General features: G+C 53.1%; 21 protein-coding genes and 2 pseudogenes. 11 read left to right on the plus strand and 12 right to left on the minus strand.

Annotated features, from left to right (window positions below; genetic code table 11):
* Positions 1 to 43: 43 nt before the first annotated feature.
* The 4 genes and pseudogenes from IMW75_RS06665 to IMW75_RS06680 all read right to left on the minus strand — a co-directional run.
* Positions 44 to 3,688: a transporter substrate-binding domain-containing protein gene (locus IMW75_RS06665; RefSeq protein ID WP_205892144.1), complete on the minus strand. Its 3,645-nt coding sequence runs from the start codon at positions 3,686 to 3,688 to the stop codon at positions 44 to 46.
* Between the two features lie 8 nt (positions 3,689 to 3,696).
* Positions 3,697 to 4,323 carry a response regulator transcription factor gene (locus IMW75_RS06670; protein ID WP_205892145.1) on the minus strand — a complete coding sequence of 209 codons (627 nt, stop codon included), beginning with the start codon at positions 4,321 to 4,323 and terminating at the stop codon, positions 3,697 to 3,699.
* Between the two features lie 251 nt (positions 4,324 to 4,574).
* Positions 4,575 to 4,964, minus strand: a complete 390-nt coding sequence (locus tag IMW75_RS06675) for a response regulator (RefSeq protein ID WP_045058092.1) — start codon at positions 4,962 to 4,964, stop codon at positions 4,575 to 4,577.
* Positions 4,965 to 5,144: 180 nt separating this feature from the next.
* Positions 5,145 to 5,858: pseudogene (locus tag IMW75_RS06680) on the minus strand (deoxyguanosinetriphosphate triphosphohydrolase); the annotation flags it as partial.
* A gap of 299 nt (positions 5,859 to 6,157) precedes the next feature.
* On the opposite strand from IMW75_RS06680, the gene IMW75_RS06685 reads away from it, so the two are divergent.
* From IMW75_RS06685 to IMW75_RS06705, 5 genes are all read left to right on the plus strand, one after another.
* The gene (locus IMW75_RS06685) at positions 6,158 to 6,481 is read left to right on the plus strand and encodes a type II toxin-antitoxin system HigB family toxin (RefSeq protein WP_205892146.1); all 324 of its coding nucleotides are present in this window, start codon (positions 6,158 to 6,160) and stop codon (positions 6,479 to 6,481) included.
* Positions 6,478 to 7,689 (plus strand): ImmA/IrrE family metallo-endopeptidase, encoded by a 1,212-nt coding sequence (locus IMW75_RS06690; RefSeq protein ID WP_205892147.1) that lies wholly within the window; start codon positions 6,478 to 6,480, stop codon positions 7,687 to 7,689. Before IMW75_RS06685 ends, IMW75_RS06690 begins: the two co-directional genes overlap by 4 nt.
* Before the next feature lie 12 nt (positions 7,690 to 7,701).
* A complete protein-coding gene (locus IMW75_RS06695) occupies positions 7,702 to 8,835 on the plus strand; it encodes a beta family protein (protein ID WP_205892148.1) in 1,134 nt (377 codons plus the stop codon).
* A 394-nt stretch (positions 8,836 to 9,229) separates the two neighbouring features.
* Positions 9,230 to 12,175: a P-loop domain-containing protein gene (locus IMW75_RS27230; RefSeq protein WP_205892149.1), complete on the plus strand. Its 2,946-nt coding sequence runs from the start codon at positions 9,230 to 9,232 to the stop codon at positions 12,173 to 12,175.
* A gap of 202 nt (positions 12,176 to 12,377) precedes the next feature.
* Positions 12,378 to 13,733 (plus strand): deoxyguanosinetriphosphate triphosphohydrolase, encoded by a 1,356-nt coding sequence (locus IMW75_RS06705; RefSeq protein WP_205892150.1) that lies wholly within the window; start codon positions 12,378 to 12,380, stop codon positions 13,731 to 13,733.
* Between the two features lie 156 nt (positions 13,734 to 13,889).
* Here the strand turns inward: IMW75_RS06705 and dgt are convergent.
* The 5 genes and pseudogenes from dgt to IMW75_RS06730 all read right to left on the minus strand — a co-directional run.
* Positions 13,890 to 14,519 (minus strand): annotated as a pseudogene (gene dgt, locus IMW75_RS06710) (dGTP triphosphohydrolase); the annotation flags it as partial.
* 69 nt (positions 14,520 to 14,588) lie between these two features.
* Positions 14,589 to 15,752 carry an EAL domain-containing protein gene (locus tag IMW75_RS06715; protein WP_205892151.1) on the minus strand — a complete coding sequence of 388 codons (1,164 nt, stop codon included), beginning with the start codon at positions 15,750 to 15,752 and terminating at the stop codon, positions 14,589 to 14,591.
* Between the two features lie 135 nt (positions 15,753 to 15,887).
* Positions 15,888 to 16,229 carry a hypothetical protein gene (locus tag IMW75_RS06720; protein WP_045058095.1) on the minus strand — a complete coding sequence of 114 codons (342 nt, stop codon included), beginning with the start codon at positions 16,227 to 16,229 and terminating at the stop codon, positions 15,888 to 15,890.
* Positions 16,226 to 16,615: a phage holin family protein gene (locus IMW75_RS06725; protein WP_205892152.1), complete on the minus strand. Its 390-nt coding sequence runs from the start codon at positions 16,613 to 16,615 to the stop codon at positions 16,226 to 16,228. The genes IMW75_RS06720 and IMW75_RS06725 overlap by 4 nt, the downstream gene beginning before the upstream one ends.
* Position 16,616: 1 nt before the next feature.
* Entirely contained in the window at positions 16,617 to 16,931 is a 315-nt protein-coding gene (locus IMW75_RS06730) for an ElaB/YgaM/YqjD family protein (RefSeq protein ID WP_045058097.1), read from the minus strand.
* Positions 16,932 to 17,236: 305 nt separating this feature from the next.
* Between IMW75_RS06730 and IMW75_RS06735 the strand changes: the two genes are divergently transcribed.
* Positions 17,237 to 18,445, plus strand: coding sequence for an ammonium transporter (locus IMW75_RS06735; RefSeq protein WP_205892153.1), 1,209 nt, complete (start codon positions 17,237 to 17,239; stop codon positions 18,443 to 18,445).
* A 1-nt stretch (position 18,446) separates the two neighbouring features.
* Here the strand turns inward: IMW75_RS06735 and IMW75_RS06740 are convergent, their stop codons facing one another.
* A complete protein-coding gene (locus IMW75_RS06740) occupies positions 18,447 to 20,159 on the minus strand; it encodes a monovalent cation:proton antiporter-2 (CPA2) family protein (protein ID WP_205892154.1) in 1,713 nt (570 codons plus the stop codon).
* 205 nt (positions 20,160 to 20,364) lie between these two features.
* Here IMW75_RS06740 and IMW75_RS06745 point away from each other — a divergent pair, with 205 nt between their 5' ends.
* The 3 genes from IMW75_RS06745 to IMW75_RS06755 all read left to right on the plus strand — a co-directional run bounded on the left by IMW75_RS06745 (position 20,365) and on the right by IMW75_RS06755 (position 22,010).
* On the plus strand, positions 20,365 to 20,601 hold the full coding sequence (locus IMW75_RS06745; RefSeq protein WP_045058100.1) for a glutaredoxin family protein: 237 nt from the start codon (positions 20,365 to 20,367) through the stop codon (positions 20,599 to 20,601).
* Positions 20,602 to 20,730: 129 nt separating this feature from the next.
* Entirely contained in the window at positions 20,731 to 21,048 is a 318-nt protein-coding gene (locus tag IMW75_RS06750) for a transcriptional regulator (protein ID WP_122841352.1), read from the plus strand.
* 71 nt (positions 21,049 to 21,119) lie between these two features.
* Positions 21,120 to 22,010: a pseudouridine synthase gene (locus IMW75_RS06755; RefSeq protein ID WP_045058102.1), complete on the plus strand. Its 891-nt coding sequence runs from the start codon at positions 21,120 to 21,122 to the stop codon at positions 22,008 to 22,010.
* A gap of 68 nt (positions 22,011 to 22,078) precedes the next feature.
* Here the strand turns inward: IMW75_RS06755 and IMW75_RS06760 are convergent, their stop codons facing one another.
* Together IMW75_RS06760 and mobA are read right to left on the minus strand one after the other, a co-directional pair.
* On the minus strand, positions 22,079 to 22,300 hold the full coding sequence (locus IMW75_RS06760) for a YgdI/YgdR family lipoprotein (RefSeq protein ID WP_045058103.1): 222 nt from the start codon (positions 22,298 to 22,300) through the stop codon (positions 22,079 to 22,081).
* Between the two features lie 77 nt (positions 22,301 to 22,377).
* On the minus strand, positions 22,378 to 22,980 hold the full coding sequence (gene mobA, locus IMW75_RS06765; protein WP_045058104.1) for a molybdenum cofactor guanylyltransferase MobA: 603 nt from the start codon (positions 22,978 to 22,980) through the stop codon (positions 22,378 to 22,380).
* Between the two features lie 80 nt (positions 22,981 to 23,060).
* On the opposite strand from mobA, the gene moaB reads away from it, so the two are divergent.
* Complete coding sequence (gene moaB, locus IMW75_RS06770; protein WP_045058105.1) at positions 23,061 to 23,600, plus strand: molybdenum cofactor biosynthesis protein B; 540 nt, start codon at positions 23,061 to 23,063, stop codon at positions 23,598 to 23,600.
* 22 nt (positions 23,601 to 23,622) lie between these two features.
* Positions 23,623 to 24,810, plus strand: a complete 1,188-nt coding sequence (locus IMW75_RS06775) for a molybdopterin molybdotransferase MoeA (RefSeq protein WP_177328529.1) — start codon at positions 23,623 to 23,625, stop codon at positions 24,808 to 24,810.
* The last annotated feature ends 55 nt before the right edge of the window (positions 24,811 to 24,865 follow it).

A 24,865-nucleotide genomic window follows, 5' to 3' on the forward strand; every position in this document is an offset into this window, starting at 1 on the left:
GTTCTCCATGGGATTTAACTCACTGCTTAGCGCCCAAGCATAGTTAAGGCTCCCCCTTTGTGCTGCGCTCGTGCTCGCTTATTTGCTGCAAAAGAGCCAGTTCCAGTTGCACCATGTCGCGTGCCATCGCCTGGGTGCAGTCGGATACGGCCTCCGCGTCCAACGGACCCTGGCAGGCTGCCTCCAGTGATTCGCAGCTGTCGATGAGGCACGAGGCCTGGATGATCCGCGCTGCGCCCTTGATTTTGTGGGCAATATCCAAAAATGCCTGTGGCTCAGCGGTGCTGGGCACCGCCAGTAACTCCTGGCGGTCCAGACGATTGCTTTTGAGCAGTTCGTTGAGTAATCGTAGATCCAGCGCCGGGTTGCCTCCCGTCAGTTGCTGCAGCCCCTCAAGGTTGAATGCCGGGGACTGCGCCTCGGGATTGAGGTTTTCAATCCAGTGGCTCAATGCGGTCAGGGTGAGCGGCTTGAACAGGCAGTCATCCATGCCGGCTTCTTTGCAGCGGGCGATCTCTTCCGGCTGGGCATTGGCAGTGAAACCCAAAATGACCGTGGGTGCACGTTGCAGGCGTTGCTCCTCGTCGCGAATGGCGCGAACCAGTTCATACCCGCTCATGACCGGCATGTTGCAGTCGGCGATCACCAGGTCGAACGCCTCGGTCTGCCAGAGGCTGAGCGCCACTGCGCCATCCTCCGCAACCCAGGACATATGACCCAGAAATTCCAGTTGCTGGCACATGAGCAGCCGGTTGGCAGGGTGGTCATCGACCACCAGGACTTTCAGGACTGTCCTGGGCGGCTGGGGTGCCTGTTCAATGGTCAATGCCGCCTGTTGCTGCGCCAGAGCTGGCAGGTGCAGTGAGACCTGCACTTGAGTTCCAAGACCTGGGCGACTGCTCAGTTGCAGGCTGCCGCCCATCAACTTGCACAGGCTGCGACTGATCATCAGCCCCAGGCCTGCTCCGCCACGGCCCGCTTTGGCACCGTTGTCTGCCTGGGCGAAAGGGGCGAACAGCCGACTCTGATCGTCTTCGCTGATACCGATGCCGCTGTCCTCAACGCTCAGATGCATCTGCACTTCGTCCGGCCCGGTGGGGCTCAGGTCGACGACGATACGGACATGGCCCTGGGGGGTGAACTTGATGGCGTTACTGATCAGGTTGGACAGCACCTGCTTGAACCGCATAGGGTCCAGCAGCACATCAATAGCGGGGTTGTCGCAGTGAAACTCCAGCAGTAGCTCGAGTTTTTTCTGCCGCGCGAGGCCCTCGAAGATATTGACCACCGACGCGACGACAGCGTGGAGGTTGACCCGTTCCGGGTTCAATTCCAGGCGGCAGGATTCGATCCGCGCAATGTCGAGAATGTCACCAATGAGCTCCAGCAGGTCCCGCGCCGAGTTGTAGGCGACGTCGATTGCGGGCCGCTCCGGGTGATTCTGTTCGATGCGCTTGAGCGTCAACTCCAGCATGCCAATGACGGCGTTCATCGGGGTGCGGATTTCATGGCTCATGGTCGCCAGAAAATTACTTTTGGCTCGGTTGGCTTCATCGGCGCGCTCCTTGGCATGCCGCAGTTCTTCGAACAATTGGCGCCGTTCACTGATGTCGATCCAGCCGCCGATGATGCCCTGGACCATGCCGCGCGAATCACGATAGGGCAGTACCCAGTGATAAATGGTCAGCCGGCGTCCACCGATGTGCAAAGCCCGGTCAAGCACCAGCGGGGTGCCTTCGGCAACCACGCGCTCATAGTCGGCCTGATATTCCCGGGCCTCGAACGCGTTGCTCATGTTGCCCGACATCACGCTTTTGCCGATGACGTCTTCGCGTTTGGCGTTGAATGCTTCGAGATAGCTGTCGTTACAGCTTTGCAGCACCCCCTGGCGGTCGCGGACATACATGGGATGCGGCGTGCCATTGACCAGCGATCGCATGAATTCGTATTGATCACTCAGCGCACGCGCCGCGGCCTGGCGCAGTTTGATCTGCCAGCGCATGTAAGCGTTCCAGGCGGCTAAAATCAGCAGCAGTACGCCGGTAATGATGACGATCTGGAAAAAAATGCGTTGGTAGTCTTGCCAGGAGTCCTGCGCCGATGCCGAGTAGCCGCGCCAGCGACTGTTGATCACCCCCAGTTCGTCCGGTGCGATGCTCAGCAGCGCTTTGTCGAGAATCGAGTTCAGCTCCCTGGAGTCCCGCGCAGTCGCCAGAGAAAACGCGGCCTGCTGAGTGCCGATAGTGGTGCTGATCTGCAGATCGTGCTCGAAAATCCGCGCGGACATGAAGTAGTTGGCGATGACCAGTGAGTTGACCGCAGCGTCGGCGCGACCGTCGGACAGCATTTCCACGGCGCTGAAGGTGTCGGGTGTCTCGATCAGTTTTATTTGCGGGAATTCGCGACGCAGATAATCCACCATCGGATTGCCCTGGGCGATGGTCAGGCGCTTGCCCTGCATCTGTTCGAGATTGGTTGGGCTACCGGCCAGTTTTCGCGTCAGCAGGACAAACGAGTTCTGCAGGTAGGGCCGTGTGAAATTCAGGTTAGCTTCACGTTGGGTGCTGGGGAGCAGGGCGGTGATCATGTCAGCCTGCCTGTCAGCGACGCGCTTGATCATCTCGCCATCATTGCGGCTGCGCTGAATATCGAAGCGCAAGCCGGTGCGCAGCCTGATCAATTCCAGAAGATCGGCCGTGACGCCGCGAAAGTTGCCGTCGCGGTCGAAGAACGTCAGCGGTGCATAGGCTTCGTTCACCACTACACGCACCACCGGATGGGCTGCCATCCAGCGCTTTTCGCGATCGGTGAACTGCAGGCTTTGATCGCTGAGCAGAATGTCACTGCCGGCGCTCCAGCGCTTGCCGATGTTGTCTTTTTCACTGGGTGGGAGTGCGGCCAGCATCGAGTTGATGATGCCCAGCAATTGCTGATTGTCTTTATGCACCGCGAAACTGAAGCCATGCGCTTCATGCTTGCCGAAGCTCGCCATGCGGATGTTGTTCAGGTAGCCCTTGTTTATCATGTAGTGAGTTGAAATCGTGTCGCCGAGAAAAACATCGGCCTGATCGAAGGCCACTGCATTGATCGCATTCTGGTAGGAGGGGTAGGGCGTGATGACCGCGTTGGGGTATAGCCTCTTGACTTCCCTCAACGGCAGATAGTGATAGACCATACTCATTCGTAAACCCCTCAGCCCATCGGACAGGGATCGGGTTTCTTCCTCGCGCGTGACCAGCACCGGTTGATCAACGGCATAGGGTGCGGACAGCAGGATGTCCGGATGTTCGGCTTCGAAGCCGTTGGACGTGCCCAGCAAATCGACTTCGCCATTCTCCAGCGCCTCGATGGCATCGTCCCGGGTGGAGAACCGCCTGACCTTGATCGGTAAACCGGTGGTCGCGCCGAGCAGACCTGCATAGTCGGCGGTCAACCCTTCATAATCCTGGCTGCTGTCGATGGTCATGTCGAAGGGCGGATAATCGGGGGCTGAGGTGCCCAGAACCAGCTCGGACCTGTTCAGCATCCAGAGTCGTTGCGGTCGATCCAGTTGCACCTCATGTTGTGCGGCCGTGGCCCGACTGAGCAAGGAGTAGCTTTGACTTTCGATCGGCGCGGCCTGTACCGAACTGCTCGGGAAAAGAGCTACGGTCATCAGCATCAGGTATTCCTTGGCGCGACTGGGCATGCTGTTTCTCACACGAGTGCGTTGCGTTTTGCCAGTTCAATGAGTTCGACCAGCGATCTGGCCTTCAGCTTTTGCATGAGTCTTTTTTTATAAGTGCTGACGGTCTTGTTGCTCAGGAGCATGGCCTTGGCAATTTCCTTGTTACTGCGGCCCTGGGAAAAAAGTTGTAGCACCATCAGTTCTCGATCATTGACTGATTTGAACAGTTCGATCTCGGCGTGGCGAATGTGGTCGCCACGAATGGGATTGAGCGCCGCACTTGGAAAGTAGTTGTATCCTGATAATACAGCCTTGATTGCGCTCACCAGTTCACTCAAGCCTTCCTGCTTGCACACATATCCGGAGGCGCCCGACTGCATGCATCGTATGCCAAACAGTGTCGGGCATTGCGCCGTCAATACCAAAGTCTTGATGCGGGTATTCATGGCATTGAGTCGGGTGAGAATTTCCAGCCCGTCAAGTTTGGGAATGCTGATGTCGAGAATCACCAGGTCAGGCATGCATTCGCGAATCATCTGCATCGCGTCTACGCCGTTATCCGTTTCACCGACGACTTTGAATTTTTCATGCTCCAGTAACATTCTTACGGCAAGGCGGATAACTGGGTGGTCGTCGACGATAAAAACGGAGTTCATAATCAAATCCCATGCGAATGTAGATAAAGCGCGCACCTTAGCTCAGAAGGTTCCGCTATCGCATGAACAGGTCTACCTCTATCCTTAATATCAGATGATTCCTACAGCAGAGCAGGAAAAGTACCACGTTCCAACTAGTGATTTTCTTGGATAGTTAAAAGTTGCAAGGTTTCTAGCGGGCGACGATAAGTTTTAAAAAAAGCTCCAGAGCGATTTTTACTGAGTTTAAGTCTGCGAGATTTTGGCGTTAATTACTTGGCTGAAGTCAACAGTGTTATAAGTTCCAGATGTTTCAGAGGCTTTATCAGAAAACCTGATAGCGGTAATCCCAGTCTGATCGCCGACTGTGCAAGTTCGTCCAGTTCCACTGATGTCAGGCTACTGAGCAGTATCGCGCGCTTGATCATTCCCATGTGCGTTGCCGCTTCGATCAGTTGCAAGCCGCGCAAGTCGGGCAAACATTGATCACACAACAGGACGTCGTAGGGTATAGGCGTCGAGCGCATCCTTTGCAGGGCGACCTCGGCACTGCCGGCCGTGGTGATGTGTTCGAAACCGTAACTTTGGAGCAGGATTTGAGTTGCTCGAAGTTGGAAGCCGTGATCTTCAACCAACAGGATGCGCAAGTCTGCTTCTTTCATCGGGATACTCACACTGAGCCGTCGAGCTGACGGAGGGTGATTATTTCGCAACAGATGGGAGCAATCGATCAGCCGGCGCGACATGCGCTGTAGGACGATTCGTCAGGCCTTGAGTGTTTCAGGGCTACTGAGGGCTGATCGGCCACACGCAGGGCGTAATGGGCGATCAGCAGGTGTCGGTCAGTGACTGGAACGACCGGTCATTTCAAGGGCCATTTCGCTGGCGTAGCTGTCGGTCATGCCGGCGATGAAGTCGATCATGCGCAAGAATGACGTATGCAACGGGCCGCGAGGGTCGGGTGCATTGTTGCCAAGCAAATCCAGGATGCGCCGGCTCTTGAAGGACGGCGTTCGACCGTCGTGCTGTTCCAGCGCCGCACCGCAGAAGGCATTCAGCAGGATCTCCAGGGTCGTGTAGGCCCCGATCTCATGCAGGGTCTTGCGTTTGTCCTGGAAGATCTTTTTACGCGCCATGTCCTTGGCATTCAGCACGCAGCGTTTTGCCGGACCGTGCATGTGCTCCACCAGATCGCCGGGCAGCATGCCGGCCAGAAGTGCGTCCTGTTGCTCGACAAACGCCCGCGCGGCGGCGTTGGTCAGGTGTTCGATGGCTTTGCCGCGCAGGATCGCCAATTTGCGCCGCCGCGAATCCGCCGGGCCTAGCTGGCGGTAGGTTTCAGGCAGATCGTCACCCACCAGGTCCAGCAACAGCGCCTCGACTTCCGCGTACTCGAGCAGCTCCATTTCCAGGCCGTCTTCCAGATCGATCAGCGCGTAGCAGATGTCATCGGCAGCCTCCATCAGGTAGACCAGCGGATGGCGCGCCCAGCGCTGATCTTCAAGCTGCGGCAGGCCGAGTTTGTGGGCGATCTGTTCCAGTAACGGCAGCCCACTACAGGCAATTTAGCAACCAAACTGAAAAGTCGCTATCTAGTTGATTTATATGAGTAAAAATTCAATTTCTGGCGTTTTTTCCAAATGCCAAGAGATCGTGACGCCAACGGTAGCGTTAGGGAATGTCTCTAAGAAATCGCAGAAGATTGTCGTCAGGCAGCGAGCATTCTCGGTGATGGATAGGCAAGGTTAGGTACATTATTTCCATGGGGGAATTGCTGACGAGATCGATCATCTGCTGCTCAAAATCGTCAATATTTATAAGGTCTGGAGCATGTTCCCAATTTGGGAACAAATGCTTGACGCTCTATCAAATCAAGGGTAATTTGTTCCCAAATTGGGAACAAAAATACGTGATCATGAGACTGCTAGGGCGTGACAAGCTCCTTCCCTTGAAAGGGAAAAGCGAGCAAATCGACAAATGGATTTCCAGTTGGGTTAGCGAGATCGCTAATGCCAACTGGAAAAGCCCCGATGAATTGATTGAACAATATCCCAGTGCTCAAAAGGTAAAGGAAGGACACTTTTCGTTCTGTGTTTGCTCTTCCCGCTACTTTATTGAACTGACGATTGCCTTCGCTCAAGGCATTGCCATCATCACTGCTCCGATTAAAAAGCTATGAATATTTTAGAAGCGAGAATCATTCGTACTGAACAACAGTACCAAGCGTACTTTGAAAAAGTACAACAACTAGTTCACTCTATGCCTAAGCCGGGCACTAAAGAAAGTGATGAGCTTGAATTACTTTCCATACTTATTGAAGATTATGAAAAACAAAAGTATCCAGTAGAAACCCCTGATCCTATAGACGCCATTCTATTCAGAATGGAAGAGAAAGGGTTAAAGCAAGCAGATTTAGTTCCATACTTTGGCACTAGGAGTCGTGTGTCTGAAATACTTTCACGCAAACGACCTCTCACAGTTCCAATGATACGAGCACTTGCAATAGGGCTAGGAATATCAACAGATACTCTAATAGGACTTTCCGAAATACAAAGCTCCTCACAGAAAGAGAGTATAGATTGGAAAAAATTTCCGTTTTCTGAAATGGTCACAAGAGGTTGGATTCTAAAAGCAACCGAAAAAGCAAAAACAACCGCCGAAGACATAGTTAAAAGCTTTATATCTGAAATGGGGTTGCAGGCAGGCGGTGCTTCATTTAGGAGAACACTTAAAGGTGAAGCAGCAACACCGACAACCCATTACACGCTTTACGCATGGGTAGCTCGAATTATTCAAAAATCCCGTGCAACACGTAAAAATACAAATTACAAAAAGGAATTGATAGATAACAGCTTCATTAAGGAGTTGTCACATTTAAGTAGATATGAGAACGGGCCACTGCTGGCAGTTAACCTACTTGAAGAGATTGGTGTGTCTGTAATTATAGAGCCGCATCTTAAAGGAACTATGCTCGACGGTGCGGCGTTACAAGATAGTGATGGGACACCTATAATTGGCTTAACCTTAAGATATGACAGAATAGATAATTTTTGGTTTACATTAATGCATGAAGTTGCTCACATATGGAAGCATGTTGAGGATAATTCTGAAGCAATACTTGATGACTTAGAAACACCATCTGATGATAGGAGAGAAGCCGAGGCCAATAGAATTGCCCGTGAGACTTTCATCCCAAGAGCCATATGGAAAAGATCTGAGGCGTATTTGAATCCTAGTAAAGAAACTATACTACAACTCTCTCAGGAGTTGAGAATACACCCAGCAATAATCGCTGGACGACTGAGGCAAGAAAGTGGCAACTATAATCTGTTTTCTGACCTTGTCGGACAAGGTGAAGTAAGAAAACTTTTCAGATCTGAACCTTGAGGTATTTTTGTGATGAATAACCAATACTTTCCAATTCTAAAAGCAAAAAAAGGTGAGCTAGAAGCTCTGAGCAAACTTTCGCCTAGCGTTCTTGCTCGTACCACACCAATTATCGAGCTTGCGAAGTTAGGTGGTAAGCAGTTAGAAACGGCTATAAAGCGTACTAATACACCTTTCAAAGAGTATGTTGAAAAATGCTCTCTTGCTGTGTCAAAAGCCACTCCAAACAAGCAGGTTATTGTTGATATTTTTCAATGGCCGGCGAATTTTACGGTGGAAACTGGCGAGCATATTTTGAACTACAGCATCGACCAACTCGCTGCACAAGGAGTTATCCCTTGCCCGATCATAGGATATGACCGCTGGGAAATTGTAGAATACAAAGAGGCAATAAAGTCGATCAATCTTGGTGAGGGCCAATTCTTTAGCATTCGTTTAGATAGCGTGGCTCTCGAAGATATGCTCGACCCTGAATACTTCAATGAAATACTTGAAGATATTTCTGCCGAGACTGGATTAGATCCAGCCTCTACTCCTGTCATAATCGACTTGGCAGACATTTCGAATAAGTCTGTAAGTGATGCGATTGAAACAATACAGCAAGCTTACGAGCATATGCGTTCATTGGGATTTACTTACATAATAGCGATTGGTAGCTCTATTCCAGCATCGGTTAATTTAGCCGTCAAAACAAAAGATTCTTCTGGGACTATATTCAGAAAGGAAATTTTAGCTTGGAAAGGTTTTTTGCAGGCGTTCCCCAAAGCAAGCCTGTATTTTGGTGACTATGGTGTTCGTAATCCTAGGGCAGCGGAGAACATTATTGCACCTGATATGAATGGCAAAATACGTTATACCATTGAAAACAGCTATTTTATAGCCAGAGGGCATTCGCTCAGGCAGGACAATAAAACGGCTCAAAATAACGTTTTGGCAAAAGCAATTGTTGATTCACATCACTATATGGGAGCCAGCTTTAGTTGGGGCGACTCGCGTATAATGGATTGCAGTCAGGGTCAATTTGTTGGTAGCCCGACCACATGGATTTCAATTGATACTAATCACCATATAAGCTCGTTAACAACTGAGATCTATGAATTTACTAGCCAGCTTGCAGCAACACTTTCTCGAACTGAAAAGGCCTAACCAAAAATAGGCCCAGATATGCTTTTGTCGGGCCTATATCTTATCTAGTGGGTATCCTGCTCCTTATTTGTAGATGTGTTCTAAAGGTTGGAAATTACCTCGTAGGGAACAGTCAACCACTGATTAGTGGGTATTTGTAGCAACCTGATATGCGAGGATAAAAACGCCTTGGCTAACTCCATTGATTTAGGTATTGGTGGCAAGGTAATCTTCATTGTAAGTGTTATTTATTTGAATTTTATATGTTTTTAACTTTAAGGTAATGAATAAGACGGGTGCTGTTGGAACGGCTTGCAGATTTTTTTGATGTAGTGTTAATTTGACATCATTTTGAAAAGAAGAGAAAATACGAGGATAGACTTATCATCCTGATAAGCATATGGAGGTGCTAATAGTGATTACAGTTGATGAAATATATTCATGCTTGCAGCAAGAAGAATCTCCAGTTATTGAGTTTAAGCGTGATTGGTATTGGAGTGACAGCACTCCTTCTCAAGAGCTTGCCCGTCAATGGGGCGAGCTTCAAAAGGATTTGATATCGCTATGCAACGCTTATGTTGGATACTGCGGAGTAAATAGATATCTGATTATAGGATTCAGCGAGACCGAGAAAAAAATACACTCGCTTGATTTATCTGTAATCAAAAAGCTAAAGGATTTGAAGGTTTTCAAGAAAGAGTTAATTGCCAAGCTCGAGAAGCTTGTTAAAAATCCTCCATTGAACTTGGAAATAGAAACTGTTCTGATTGAGGGGCAAACGTTACTCGTTTTTAAAATCCCGTCTCCTACCTCAATCACCGAATTGAAGAATGAGCTGCAGACTAAAACAATTACAATAATGTCCGGCATCATTATTGTTCGTAAAGGTCAAGAAGCAGACTCTGTTAGGGCTGCATCACCAGAAGAAACTAGCGAGCTGATTGCTCAGTTTTCATCCTATAAAGACGCACTCGCGAAACAGAAGCCTAAACAGGATGCGAAGCGTGATCGAAGTATTAAGAACACAGTTGATCTTTATATTGACAAGAATCGGAGTCTAAGTATTGATGAGGGTTATCCAGTAATTGTTAAAGACTGGGGTGAAAATGTCCTTTTTGAAGTATTTAAACTCAAGCAGCAATTCTCTCCTCCGACCTACTTCCTCTACATTCACGAACACGCTGCTCAGAACAAAACTTACGAGTATATTCAAAAAAACAAGCTTATTGAACTTAATGCTACGCTGATTATTCTTACTGAGAGACCTTTGGATCTAAAGGATCTCGAACGTAGGAAAACCAATTTGAAGGCTCGCTTTAAAACGGATCACGTTTTCTTCATCGACGAATTTGGCTACAAAAATCTTTATTCTGAACACATGCTGGAGTATCGGCCTTATCGCGTAGAGAACTATGTTGAGGGGGTCGCAGATATTGGCGGAGACGATAAAAAGAAGGCCCTTGATCAATTGACGGATTGGTATGAGTCTGTCTCCAATCCATTGATGGTTATTAAAGGGTTTGGCGGAATAGGAAAAACAACGCTCGTAAAACAATTTCTAGATAGCGTGTATGATGCAAATGAAGATGCAGGGATTCTTTTTATTGATTCTAATGAAATTGTAGATGAGTTAATAAAAATCGCACGCTCAGATCATAGAATTGATGATATCTATGATTTTTATCTTGCCCAAATGAAAAAGCGGGATTTTGATGGGAAGGGTTTTAGTAAAGAATTATTGAAGCTATCGGTGGATAATGGGAATCTGCTTATAGTTTTAGATGGCATAGACGAGGTGATTGCAAAGCTTGGGACTGGATTTGATGTTTCTTCGTTTATATCGTCGATATCTACAAGTTATACAACTAATCTAGAAAGGACAAAGATTGTAATCACTTGCCGAGATTACTTTTGGGATACTCTTGAGTATAAAACGCAAATTGAAGAGATTACGCTCGAGCCTTTTAGCGAAGATCTGGCAAAAAACTTTTTTGAAAAATATTTCGATGGCGATCAAGCAAAAGTAACTAAGGCCTTAAAAATGGCCTCAGATTTCAGTCTCAATGGCGAAGGAAGTAAGGGTGAGCTAGTATACATTCCTTATGTTCTCGATATGATCGCTTATCTAATCAAGCAGCATTCAGAGTTTCGAGGTAATGAGAAGTCGTCAAGTCATGCAAGATTACTTGTCCACGCAATTCCGAACGATTTCTTAATCCTAAGTGTGTGTGAGCGAGAGGTTGAAAAGCTTGGAAACTTCAGCATTGATAATCAGGTCGATTTCTTTGTTAACCTCTCTACTCAAGAAAATGGTTATGTAACTGACTATGATATCAAAAGTATCTCGCCATGTGAGATAGATGATCAGACAATCGCAAAGCTTAAAGGGCATCCACTGCTTCATCATAATCAGGGAAAATTGAATTTCAGGTACGATTTTTTCAATGAATACTTTAAAGGTCTGTCTATTTACAACTATTTCTTAACGCAGGATAGCCAACTGCTGAATGAAAAGCTTATAGAGCTAATAGGGTCTTATGTCAGGCATGGCAACCAGCTTTGCAGCATCCTATGTAAGAAGCTAGAGTATAGTGAAGAAATCGTCTTCTTCATAATGGAAACCATTGAGCGTCTTCATGCTCTAGTTGAAAGTTCTGAGCCGTCAGAGAAAATCACGTATCTTTCTGCGATCTCGTCGAGTTTTATATTGAATATTGCTCTTTTAATGGAGTCTGGCGATATTAAATATGATATATCATCTGCAACCGAACTGTTGATGACGATATTTGGAGAGTCGTCAGAAGAAGTTAACGGTCTTGTTTTGATGAACGTAATTGCTGGTGAGTCTAAGAAGCTTACTTTTGACTTGAAGTCAAAAACCATAAGAAACTCTCACTTTGAGCGTTATGATTACTTCTGGGACTGCTCATTCGATGAAGTCACTCACTTTGTAAGCTCAAGCTTCTCCCAACTAGAGCCACGGAAAGGCTTGCGTCCACCAGTAGTTCCAACATTTGAAGATTGCGATACTGTTGATATTCAACATATTATCAGTAAAAGAATGGAAGAAGATGACGCACAGCAAGATAAGCTAAAGGAGAAAATTAAGAGAATTTTCGAGCTTTTCAAGGAGCGTGGAAATTTTTACCCTCAGAAGCAGCAGTATATCAATTCGAAAATATTCACAGGTAAAACATTGCAAACTCTTGTGAAGAATGGTGCGATTGAAGAATACGTAGATAAAAAGAAGCCGACGTTGCGTCAATACAAGGTGAATGACGATTATCGCGGTATTCAAAAGTTCGTAGACCAAGGTACGCCTTGTATTGAACTAGAGAGGGTACTCGATTTTTTTAAATGATCGGTTGAATGGTTCTGTCCAGTAAGTCTTGTTATGCTGATTAGTTGCTTTAAAGTCATCTTAATTGATGGCTTTTTATTATTACTATTATTTCGGGATGTTGTTTTTTTGTTTCTTACGGTTTTTTTTGTATTTATTTATATAGTGGTATATTGTTGTTGATTGTCTTCGATTTTTGTTTGTAAGGGGATTTATGGAAAGCATGAGTTGGGACAAGCTGCTGAATAACACCCGTCTCGGTGGTCGGCCTCCTAAATCTGAGCTAGGCCGTTCGCCTTTCCACTCAGACCATGACAAGGTGATTTTTTCTGGTGCTTTCAGACGCCTTGCAAGAAAGACTCAGGTCCATCCGCTCGCCACTAATGACCATGTTCATAATCGTCTCACGCATAGCTTAGAAGTTGCCTGTGTTGGACGCACACTAGGTGTGAGAGTAGGCCAAGAGCTTCTGAATGAAAGACTGATCCCTGAACAACATTCGGCTTCTGATATTGGTGATATTGTTCAAACTGCTTGTCTTGCTCATGACATTGGCAACCCTCCCTTTGGGCACACCGGTGAAGAGGCTATACGTCACTGGTTCTCCAATGATGTCGGGGCAAAGATAATTGAGCGGCTTCCATTCAATGAAGCTGCTGACTTGCGTAGGTTTGAAGGTAATGCCCAAGGGTTTAGGGTTTTAACTACCTCAGAGTATCATCCCTATGAAGGAGGGATGCGTCTAACCTATGCTTCACTTGGGGCTTTTATTAAGTATCCTTGGCTGGCAGGGGATGCTCTTAACATGCAAAGGCCTATTCAGAATAAATACGGTATTTACTGCTCTGAGTTGGGTTTGTTTAATGAAGTGGCTGATGCTACTGGTTTGTTAAAGCTGGGTGATGGTTGGCGGTGTCGCCATCCACTGGCTAATTTGATGGAGGTCTCTGATGACTTCTGCTATGCCATTCTTGATTTAGAGGATGGTGTAGAGATGGGTATCCTTGACTGGGATAAAGTTTTTGAAATTTTATGCCTTGTCCTTAGCGACTACCAGAAGGATCAGCTTGTCAAAGAAATTCAAGGCATGAAAGTTGGCCGTAGGCTCTCTATGGTTCGTGGAAAAGTTATTTCAGCTTTTGTAGATGCTGGAGCGACGGCCTTCATGAATAACCATAATGAAATTATGACAGGCAAGGTGTTAGGTATCTTAGACCTTTGTGATAAGAACGTGCGTGAATGTGTATCAGCCGCCAAGGGTCTTGCTCGTGATGAAATTTTCCAACATCCGAGGAAGGTTGAGTTAGAAATCGGGGCTTACAGCACAATTTCTACGCTTCTTAACGTTAGCTGTTCTGCAGCTTTGGAATATGTCAGAAAAGGCGGTGTGGCTGATTCGAAGACTAGAAGGGTGGTTGAGCTTCTTGGGTTAGACTTGAAGAATTTAGATGCTAGCGGGGCTGTTTCCAAGGAGTACGGTGCAATCATGCAGGTTCTGGATTACGTGAGCGGCATGACAGATAACTATGCCATGCACTTGGCTCGACAGTTTAGTGGTATGGGCGGGGAGCGAATCTAGGTGGCTTGGTTCGCTGGATCGGTGGTAAAGTGGCGTTCTAGCAAAACCTCCTTATTCTTTTTTTGAAAGCTAAGTCTTCCTGATATTGCCAAATAGTCGCACTTATAACTTTTTGGCTGTTGCTTTTCAAAAAATGTCATTTTTGGCTGCAAGGCCTAAGTACAGCTCGCTCTGGTAGCACCCGAACTTGTGCTTCTTGTAGCCCAGGGAGTCGGCATGTTTTGCCGTCCATGGGTACTTGAGGTAAGTCCCCAGAGTGGCGTAGGTCAAACGGGTGCCGCCATCGAACTGGTGGTATTCAAGTTGCGTCAGCACCCGGAAGCCTTGGGCGTTGCCTTCGAAATTGAGAAAATCATTGCGCTCGACCTCGCTCATCGCATCCAGCCAGCCGCGCCCGGCGGCCTGCTGAAACCAATGGCGGATGGCGTCTTCGCCGGAATGGCCGAACGGCGGATTGCCAATATCGTGCGCCAGGCAAGCCGATTGCACCACCATGCCCAGGTCGCTGGGTTCACACCAGTCGGGCAGGGCGTTGCGGATGGTCTCGCCAACGCGCATGCCCAGGGACCGCCCGACGCAACTGACTTCCAGCGAGTGCGTCAGGCGAGTGTGGATGTGGTCGTTGCTGGTGACCGGGTGAACCTGGGTCTTGCGCCCCAGGCGACGGAACGCTCCGGAGAAGATGATGCGGTCGTGGTCCTTGTGAAAGGGGCTGCGTCCGAGCTCTTCCGGACTGTGCAGGGGCTTTCCGAGGCGTTCGCGAGTGAGCAGGGTTTGCCAATCCAAGGCTGATTCTCTCCGTCAGGTGACTGATGGCCTAAGCTTCCGGGTTCAGGTCGGGACGTGCAAGCGGAACTAAAGCCCGGCGGCGTCGATGTCGATGAGTAACAGCCTTTCTCCATGGGCGAAAAACTGTCCGGCGGTCAGGCAATACTGGTTGGTGGTGGCATCTCGGTAAGTATTGGAGAGCGTCAGGCGGCGCTCGTCCCAGCCTTCGGCCAGCAGGTGATAGAAGTATGGGCGCCATGACCAGTTGTGGCCCAGATAGCGATTGTCGGCTTTCCAGCCATTCTGGCTCCATTCCAGGTTCGGCGTCAGTTGTGTGCCGTGTCGATCACATTGGTAAAACCGCAGCAACCAGGGGAAGGCATCGAGCCGGGGCAGAGCGCTGAGCGGTGCGCTAGCCTGGGCCCAGTCCTGCAGAATGCCCATCAGCTCGCTCAGCTGCTGGCGCATGACCATCAGGCGGCCACGCTCAAGCAGTTTTTGCTGGACGTAGCGGTGGCGCAACTGGGCGAAATGGTCGACGAACGCATCGGTGTGGAAGAAGTCTTCCTCGGCCCGGGCGAACAGAAAGCCCTGGACGTAGCGCGAACCGCACTCCAGGGCAAAATTGAGCTGGGCATCGGTTTCCACCCCTTCGGCGATGATCCAGCAACCGGTCTTTTCGGCCATTTGCGCCAGGGCCTTGACCACATCGCAGCTCGGCCCGCCCAACGCTGCAGCCTGAAACAGGCGCATGTCGAGTTTGAGAATATCCGGTTGCAGGGCCAGTACCCGATCGAGCTGGGAATACCCGGCACCAAAATCATCAATGGCAATCCTGGCGCCTGCCCGGCGATATCGCGCGACCACGTCGGCCAGGCGCTGGATGTCGCCACCGAGCTCGGTGATTTCGTAGACGATGCGTTGCGGGTCGACGTCATGCCTGGTCATCTGCTTGAGGCTTGGCAGGTCCTGATCTGGACGCAGGCGATTGACCCATCGTGGTGACATATTCAGGCTCAGGAACCAGTCTGCGGGGGCTGCATGCAGGCGGCTCAAGGCGTGGTCGCGGATCTGCCGGTCAAGGCGACGCAAGGCGGCTGCAGGGATTCTGGGATCGGCAAACAATGGGCCGACCGACGTCAGCTGGCCGTCCGCCTGACGCAGTCTTCCCAAGGCCTCGACGCCTGCGATGCGACCGGTGGCGGTATCAATGAACGGTTGGAAACAGGCGAGCGGTTGCCCGTCGATCACGAGGCCTCCTTGCTAAATTCTTGTTCTGGGATTGTCCGGGTACCTGTCAGGCACGCAGCAGTAGGCACGCGGGGTTGAACCTCTTGTCCAAGAGATCCAACCCCGCATGATGTTGCAAGAATACAGCCAGCTTGCTTAGTGTTTGCGCGATGAGCCCTGCATGACCAGTTTGATCAACGGGCCCAGGGTCGTAGTCAGGCGAATCAGCCGGGTAACGCCACCGGCGCCGCCGCTCTTGGCGCCTTTGCCCGTCAGGAAGCCCAGCAGTGTCACTGCGGCGACGCCCCAGAGCGGCGCATGCTTGATGCCAAACCCGCCTTGAATGCTTTGTGTCATCCCGCGCACTCGGTGCAAAGGCTGCAGCAATTGCGCGGATTCGTGGCGAATTTCCTGGCGATGCATTTCCATGCGCAGGCGGATCAGCGCCTTGCGCATTTCAGTGCGTGAGGTGTTGTGTGGCAGTTCGGGCAGACTCATGGCAACAGGCGCTCCCGGTCATTGGCCAGTTCTTCCAGCGTACCGTGGAATGGCGAGGATTCATCGAAAATCGCTGCCTTCAGGCGCACCGCGCAGAAGATTGCTGCCAGCGTGTAGAACACACAGAGGCCGATGATGGCTGGCAGGCGGTAGGTATCCCAGAACAGGATCATGACCAGGGTCGACAGGCCCACCAGTAACAGCAGGGCAAACACCAGCGCCAGGCCCGCAAACAACAACAGGCTTACGGTGCGGGCTTTCTGTTCCTGCAACTCGATGCCGAAGAGCTCGACATGGCTGTGCAGCAACCCGAGAAAAGCGGCACCCAAGCGCCGCGGTGAGGAGCTTGGGCCCGTCGCGGACGAGCTGGATTCGCCGATCGCCATATCAGCGCCGGGTGGCCAGAAGGCCAATCAGGAAACCCACGCCGGCGGCAATCCCGACCGATTGCCACGGGTTGGCCTGGACGTAATCTTCGGTCGCAGTGACCGCAGCCTGACCGCGCTCGCGCAGGGAGTCTTCGGTCAGTTTGAGGGTTTCCCTGGCGCGCAGGAGGCTGTCGTGAATCTGGTCGCGCAATTCATCAGCCTGATCACCAGCGATGGTTTTGGTGTGTTCCAGCAACCGTTCAGTGTCGCTGACCAATGTTTGAAAATCATTCATCAGTATTTCTTGAGCAGTCTTTGCCTTGATGCTGGCCATTGGTGATCTCCGTAAGTGGCGTCTGTTGCGTTCGAGTATGAGCGGTAAGCGAAGGTTCAGTCCAAATGACTGGTACAGCTTTTGCTTTGCCATGGTGCGCCAGCCCGCGCCGTTGCGCTGTTGCTGGGCATGGTTTGAGCAAAACCATAACTCAAATAATTGAAACCCGCGCATAGGTCATGACCTTGCGCACCAAAACGGCTCCCCAGGCTTCACTTGAAAACCCTGCCGAGGCGCAACTTGGTGCATAAATCTTCTGCGCGAACTGCTTTGGTGCTTTTTTAGCCTTAAGGTCTGCCGATCCCATGGAAAATCTGCAAAGCGCTGTGAACACTCTGGTTCACAGCTCCAATACGTTGTTCATTCTGATCGGCGCCGTCATGGTGTTGGCCATGCATGCCGGTTTCGCCTTTCTCGAGGTCGGCACGGTTCGCCAGAAAAATCAGGTCAACGCGCTGTCGAAAATCCTCAGTGACTTCGCCATTTCGACCCTTGCCTATTTCTTTATAGGCTACTGGATCTCCTATGGGGTCACCTTCATGCAACCGGCGGCGATATTGAACGCCGATCATGGTTATGGACTGGTGAAGTTTTTTTTCCTGCTGACCTTCGCTGCTGCAATCCCGGCCATCATCTCCGGGGGCATCGCCGAGCGTGCAAGGTTTGTCCCACAGCTGTGCGCGACAGCTTTGATCGTGGCGTTCATCTACCCGTTTTTCGAAGGCATGATGTGGAATGGCAACTACGGCCTGCAAGCCTGGCTGCTGGCGCGTTTTGGCGCCAGCTTCCATGACTTTGCCGGGTCGGTGGTAGTCCATGCCATGGGCAGCTGGCTGGCGCTGGCGGCCGTGTTGCTGTTGGGACCACGGCAGGGCCGATATCGCGACGGCCGTCTGGTTGCGTTCGCGCCGTCGAGCATTCCGTTCCTGGCGTTGGGGTCGTGGATTCTGATCGTTGGCTGGTTCGGGTTCAACGTCATGAGCGCGCAGACCCTGGGTAACGTCAGCGGACTGGTGGCAGTGAACTCGCTGATGGCCATGGTGGGCGGTACTGTGGCGGCACTGATCGTCGGGCGCAACGACCCCGGCTTTCTGCATAACGGGCCGTTGGCCGGTCTGGTTGCGATCTGCGCCGGTTCCGATTTGATGCACCCGGTGGGCGCTCTCGTTACCGGTGCGATTGCCGGGGCGCTGTTTGTCTGGTGTTTTACTGCCGCGCAAGTCAAATGGCGCATCGACGATGTGCTGGGAGTGTGGCCGCTGCATGGCCTGTGCGGGGTTTGGGGTGGGATCGCCTGCGGGATATTCGGCCAGGTCGCACTGGGCGGCCTGGGCGGCGTCAGCCTGATCAGCCAGTTGATCGGTACGGCGCTGGGCGTAATCGTGGCACTGCTCGGCGGCCTGGCGATCTATGGCGGCATCAAGGCGCTGCATGGCCTGCGCTTGAGCCAGGAAGATGAGTATCACGGTGCGGACCTGGCGATCCACAAGATCGGCGCGGTCAGCCAGGATTGATTCAACGTTCATCGTCGTCCGAACCTGGATAGAAGTCGTGCAACAGGCGATAGCGATCGCTGCGAACCTGGTCTACCCGGTCCTTAACCTGTTGTGCGGGCAGGCCGAGCATGATCAGCGCGTGGGAGGCGAGCATCAGGCTCGATTCCAGCAGTTCCGGGACGACCTCGCTGGCCCCTGCTGCATTCAATTCGGCGAGCTGGCTGTCATCGCGAGTGCGCACCAGGATCGGCACGCTCGAGTTGAGCACGCGCGCCTGCTTGAGGATGAGCATGGCAATGTCGGCCCGGTCCACGGCAATCACCAGCAGCCGGGCGCGGTCCAGTCCCACTGCGAGCAGCAGTTCGCCGCGGCGGGAGTCGCCGTAGTGCACGCAACGTTCGCTGACAGCGGCCTCCTGTACTCGCACCGGGTCGTTGTCCAGCGCAATGTAGGCTTGATGTTCATGGCGCAGGAAGCGGCCGATGGACTGGCCAACCCGGCCGTATCCGCAGATGACTACGTGACCGTCCAGGCCGGCATTGAGTGCGCTGATTTGTTCCAGCTGCGCTTCTTCGTTAGGTTTGCGATGCAAGCGCGCTGCTATACGCGGCGCTGCGCGCAGGAGCAAGGGCGTCACCAGCATCGAGCAAAAAGTGGCGGCAAGCAGCAGTGCGGCGAAGTCGCCCGCAAGCATTTTGCTCGTTTGCATTTGCGCCATCAGCGCAAAGCAGAACTCCCCGCCCTGGGCCAGCGCGAGGCCGCTGCGCCAGGCGGTTTCGGTGTCACTGCCACGCCATTTGACCAGCAGCGCGACAACGCTGCCCTTGATCAGCAGCAACGCCAGCGTCAACCCCAGGATCAGCAGGCCATGGCTGGCAAATAGCTGCAAGTCGATCAACATGCCGATGCTGACAAAAAACAATCCCAGGAGGATGTCGCGGAAGGGGCGGATGTCAGCCTCGATCTGATGGCGGTAGTGGCTTTCCCCCAGCAACATGCCGGCGAGAAACGCCCCCAGTGCAGGCGACAGGCCTAGCAGGTGGGTCAGCCACGCGGTGAGCAGGACAATCACCAGCGCCAGCAGCACAAACAGCTCTGCGGAGCGAGCCGCCGCCACCTCATGGAATAACCGCGGCAACAGCCAGCGGCTGGCCATCAGCAATCCGACAAACAACACCAGGGTTTTGCCCAACGTCATGGGCAGCGCCCAGTACCAGGGTTGCTCGCTACTGCCTGCAAACACGGGCACCAGTGTCAGCAACAGAACGGCGACCACGTCCTGGAACAACAGCACGGCGATGGCGTTCTGGCCGTGGCTGCTGAATATTTCACCAAGGCTGCCAAGCTCCTTGCTGACGATGGCGGTGGATGACAGGGCCAGCCCCGCACCCAGTAACAGCGCAGGTATACCCGGCATGCCGAACAGCATCAGCAGGCTTCCCAGCAATACCGCACATATCAGCACTTGCAGGCTGCCAAGGCCGAACACCACCTGTCGCAGTGCCAGCATTTTCGACAGGGAAAATTCCAGCCCCAGGGAAAATAGCAGGAACACCACGCCCAGCTCGGCGAGATCGGGCAGCCCTTCGCTTTCATTGACCCAATTGAACGCAGTGGGTCCGATCATCAGCCCTACGCACAGGTAGCCCAGGACCGGCGGCAGGCGCAGTCGCTGGAACAGCGCAATCACCACCAGTGAGGAGGCGAGGATGATCAGCAGATTGGCGAACACGGACTCTCCGAATTTGAAGTTGGCTAATGAAGCGTAGAGGCAAAAAAATACCGAGCATCACTCATATGGCATTTGCCGGGAATGATTTGAGTCAGGGGATTGCCAGGTCCCTCGAACCGCCATTGCCCAGGGGCTGCAGGCTTCGTCTCGACTGACTTGGATCGTGGGCCTAGAATGAACCCCTACTTTGCCTGGGCCCCTCGCCATGCCTCCTGAATGCCAGCTGTTCGGCACCCTTGGTTGCCATCTGTGTGAACTTGCCGAAGAAGAGTTGATGCCCCTGGTCGAACACGGTTTGCTGGTCGAGCTGATCGACATTGCCGAGAACGAGGACTGGGTCGAGGACTACGGCTTGCGAATCCCGGTGCTGCGCCGCGTGGATACTGGAGCGGAGCTGGACTGGCCATTCGATGCCGAGCAGGTAGTGGCTTTTTTGCGTTGAACAGCGCTCCACTTATCGCTCTGCCCGATTGATCCGTTGGCGAAAGCTCGCTGATTCGGTTACTGTATGTGTATACAGTTATTCGGATGGCCTGTCTTGCGGGCGATCCTGCGAGTCAGAGGATGAGTCATGGTCAATGTCGAACAGTTGAAGAACAGCGTGAACCGCATGTCGGCGGACGTGGTGCGAGAGGCCGTTCTCGAACTGCGCCTGGACGGCCTGGTGACCGAAGGGAAGACCCCCTTCAACAAACTGCATTTCAACACCTGTTTCGCCGAAATCGAAGCTTTGTTCCAGCGCGCGGGGTATCACCGGCAGCTGGATGTGGTCGGTTACCAGGGCTTGCTGTACGCATTGTATGACCCTGGCCGGTGGGAGGCGGTCGACGTGTTGCGCTGGCTCAAGGAGTTCACCGAGGCCGCAGCCCGCGACCGGATACCGGCATGAGTAATCTCTTCTAGGATCGTTCTGGCCGCTGCAGGATAATGCTGACCTGCATTAGGGGTCAGAGCGTTCTTATGTCCACTTCATCGTTTTGTGCTGCGCGCACTCAAGCCAGTACTCTGTATCTGCCCCCGGGTGCGTGGCAGACCGTGCTCGACTGCCTGTGCGAGCATTTCAGTGCCATCGGCCGCGAGCAATGGCTCGACCGCATCGCCCGCGGTCGTGTCCTGGATGGTTTTGGGCAACCTATCCCCCTCGACTTGCCGTACAAGGAAGGTCTGCGCATTCATTATTTTCGGGAAGTCGCGGATGAAAAACCGATTCCGGTGGTCGAGTCGATCCTGTACGCAGATGAGCATCTGGTGGTGGCGGACAAGCCGCACTTCCTGCCAGTAACGCCTGCCGGTGAATACGTCGAGCAAACCCTGCTACGCAGGTTGATCCATCGCCTGGATAATCCGCATCTGGTGCCCCTGCATCGCATTGATCGCCACACAGCGGGCCTCGTGCTGTTTTCAGCCCATCCTGACAGCCGCTCGGCCTACCAGTCCCTGTTCCCGACCCGGCAGATCGAAAAACGCTACGAAGCTATTGCTCCTGCGTTGCCCGGGCTGTGTTTCCCGCTGGTGCACAAAAGTCGGCTGGTGGAGGGCGAACCTTTTTTCCGCATGCAGGAAGGTCCCGGCGCGACCAATACCGAGACAGCCGTGGACGTTAGGGAAAAGAATGGCGACCTCTGGCGTTATGCGCTGTACCCGGTCACGGGCAAGAAACATCAGCTGCGCGTGCACATGGCCGCCCTGGGCGCGGGCATCTGTAATGATCCGTTCTATCCCCAGGTGCTCAAGGACGTCGTCGATGACTATGCCAATCCCTTGAAGCTGCTGGCCCAGGGCTTGCGTTTCGTGGACCCGCTCACCGGGCAGGAGCGTTGTTTTGAAAGCTCGCTGTTTCTGGACTGGTGATGACGGTATTGCAGGCATGAAAAAGCCCGCAGAAGCGGGCTTTTCTGTATCGGGCTATGCCGTAAAGATTACAGCTCTTTAACGGTACGAACCTGATCCTTGTTGATGCGGGTTTCTTTACCGTCGAGTTGCTGGAACTCGTAGAAACCGGAATCTTCATCATACTTTGGTGCGTCAACAGCCTGGATTTCGCGACCGTCATTCAAGGTGATCACGGTAGGCGAAGAGCAACCGGCAAGGGTCGCGAGGCCCAGTGCGAGCATGAAAGTGGCGAGGGTCCGTTGAGTCATGAGTGTGTCTCCGATATGAATTCTTTGGTTACTGATCTTGTAGACGTGTACAACGCGCGCAAGTTCCTTGGCTAGTGTCAGTCTGACACAGTGCCGTGGCTGCTTAACAGCTCCGGGGTATTCAGGTTGGCCAGCCGCGGGTCGTTTTCGGGGCATTGCAGGGCGATCGCACCCAGTTTGCGCATTATCCGGCCGGGACTGCGTTCCCCCTCACTCCAAGCCTCATCGAATGCCTGGCAGAGTTCCGCGGGGATGATGCATAACAGCGGTTCCCAATGCTCGCCATGGCGCAGCATCAAGGGTTTTTCGGGATGCCGGCTGGCGGTTTCGCGCATGGCCTGCAGCAGCGCGGCATCAATGCGCGGCACATCACACGGCAAGACCATCATGAAGCGGTGCCGTGCGGCCTGCAGGCCTGCGCGAATCCCGGCCAGGGGCCCCGGGAAATCCCCTTCATCGTCATGCACCAGGCGGTCGGCATAGGGTGCGTATTTGTCCAGATTGCGATTGCAGGAAATAATCAGGTCATCGCTCAGTGGCCGGGTCTTGCGGTGCAGATGCGCAATCAGCGGCTCGCCGTGCCAGTCCAGCAACCCTTTGTCCTGCCCCCCCATGCGTTGGCCGCGACCGCCGGCCAGGAGCAGAATGGAGCAGGGCGGCAGTTGGGTCTCGAGGGTCATGGCGAGCCTTCATGGGGCGGCGAAAAAAGTGAGGGCTGTGATATAACACCGGCCTGTTTTTCCTACAACTGGACGAGCCTATGAAAGCCAAGGCTGATGTACCTTTCGCGCCGCTGAACATTGCGGTGCTCACGGTCAGCGACACCCGTACCCTGGAAACCGACACTTCTGGCCAGGTCTTCGTCGACCGCCTGAGCGCTGCCGGGCATCGCCTGGCCGAGCGGGTACTGCTCAAAGATGATCTGTACAAAATTCGAGCGCAAGTCGCCCACTGGATTGCCGAAGATGTCGTGCAGGTCGTACTGATCACTGGCGGCACCGGGTTCACCGGCCGCGACAGCACGCCGGAAGCGGTGAGCTGCCTGCTGGACAAGCAGGTTGACGGATTTGGCGAGCTGTTTCGGCAAATTTCCGTAGCCGACATCGGCACTTCCACTGTGCAATCCCGTGCGCTGGCCGGCCTGGCCAATGGCACGCTGGTCTGCTGCCTGCCGGGTTCGACCAATGCAGTACGTACCGGGTGGGATGGCATCCTCGCCGAACAGTTGGACTCGCGGCACCGCCCGTGCAACTTCGTGACTCACCTGAAACAGGCGGCTCCCTGTGAATCCCGCGGGTAAGTCCGGCAAGACCGGCACTTTGATGCCGGTCGAAGCCGCACTGGCACGCCTGCTGGAAATGGCTGGCGCCACGCCTATTCTGCAGCGTGAACGCTTGCCCCTGGCCCAGGTGCAGGGCCGCGTTCTGGCCGATGACTTGATCTCAACCCTGGATTTGCCGCCCTGGCCGAACAGCGCCATGGACGGCTATGCGTTGCGCTTGGGCGACTGGACCGGCGAAGCGCTGGTGGTTAGCCAGAAGATTTTCGCCGGTAACGCGCCGCAGCCCCTGCAGTCCGGTACGTGTGCGCGAATTTTCACCGGTGCACCAGTGCCGGCGGGTGCCGACTGCGTCGAGATGCAGGAAAACGCCGAGGTCCAGCCGGACGGGCGAGTAGCGTTCACCCAAAGTCTGAAAGTGGGGCAAAACATCCGTCCCCAGGGCCAGGAAACCACTGCCGGAGAACAGGTGCTGGTGGCCGGGACTCGCTTGGGCCCGATCGAACAGGGCCTGGCGGCATCACTGGGCTGCGCGGAGCTGGAAGTCATTCGCAAGGTTCGCGTTGCGGTGCTTTCCACCGGTGATGAACTGATCGAGCCCGGTCAGCCCCTCGGCCCGGGGCAAATCTACAACAGCAACCGGGTGCTGCTGTGCAGCTGGTTGCAGCGCCTGGGTTGCGAGGTGATCGACGCCGGTATTCTCCCCGACGACCTGCCCACTACCCGCGCTCGCCTCGGCGAGCTCAACGACGTTGACCTGATCCTTTCCACCGGAGGCGTCTCGGTGGGTGAGGCTGACTTTCTTGGAATTGCCTTGCGCGAGGAGGGTGAGCTGACGCTATGGAAACTCGCCATCAAGCCTGGAAAACCGCTGACCTTCGGGCACTTTCGCGGGGTGCCGGTGATCGGTCTGCCAGGTAATCCGGCCTCGACCCTGGTGACCTTTGCGTTGTTGACCCGGCCTTATCTCTTGCGCCGTCAAGGCGTGCAGGACGTAGAACCCCTGAAGTTCCAGGTGCCGGCGGGTTTCGACTGGCCGATGGCAGGCAATCGTCGAGAGTACCTGCGAGGGCGTCTGGAGAACGGCCGGGCGATCATCTACAAGAACCAGAGCTCCGGTGTGTTACGCAGTGCAGCGTGGGCCGAGGGACTGGTTGAGGTGCGGGAGGATCGCACGCTGGTCGAAGGCGAGCTTGTCGGGTTCATTCCACTGAGTGAAGTCCTGGGCTGACACCTGTGGCTGGCAACTAAGGGGTGCGTGTTGCACCCGGTCACCGGGCCAGCAT

Source organism: Pseudomonas gregormendelii (assembly GCF_017114825.1).
Taxonomy (GTDB): Bacteria; Pseudomonadota; Gammaproteobacteria; order Pseudomonadales; family Pseudomonadaceae; genus Aquipseudomonas; species Aquipseudomonas gregormendelii.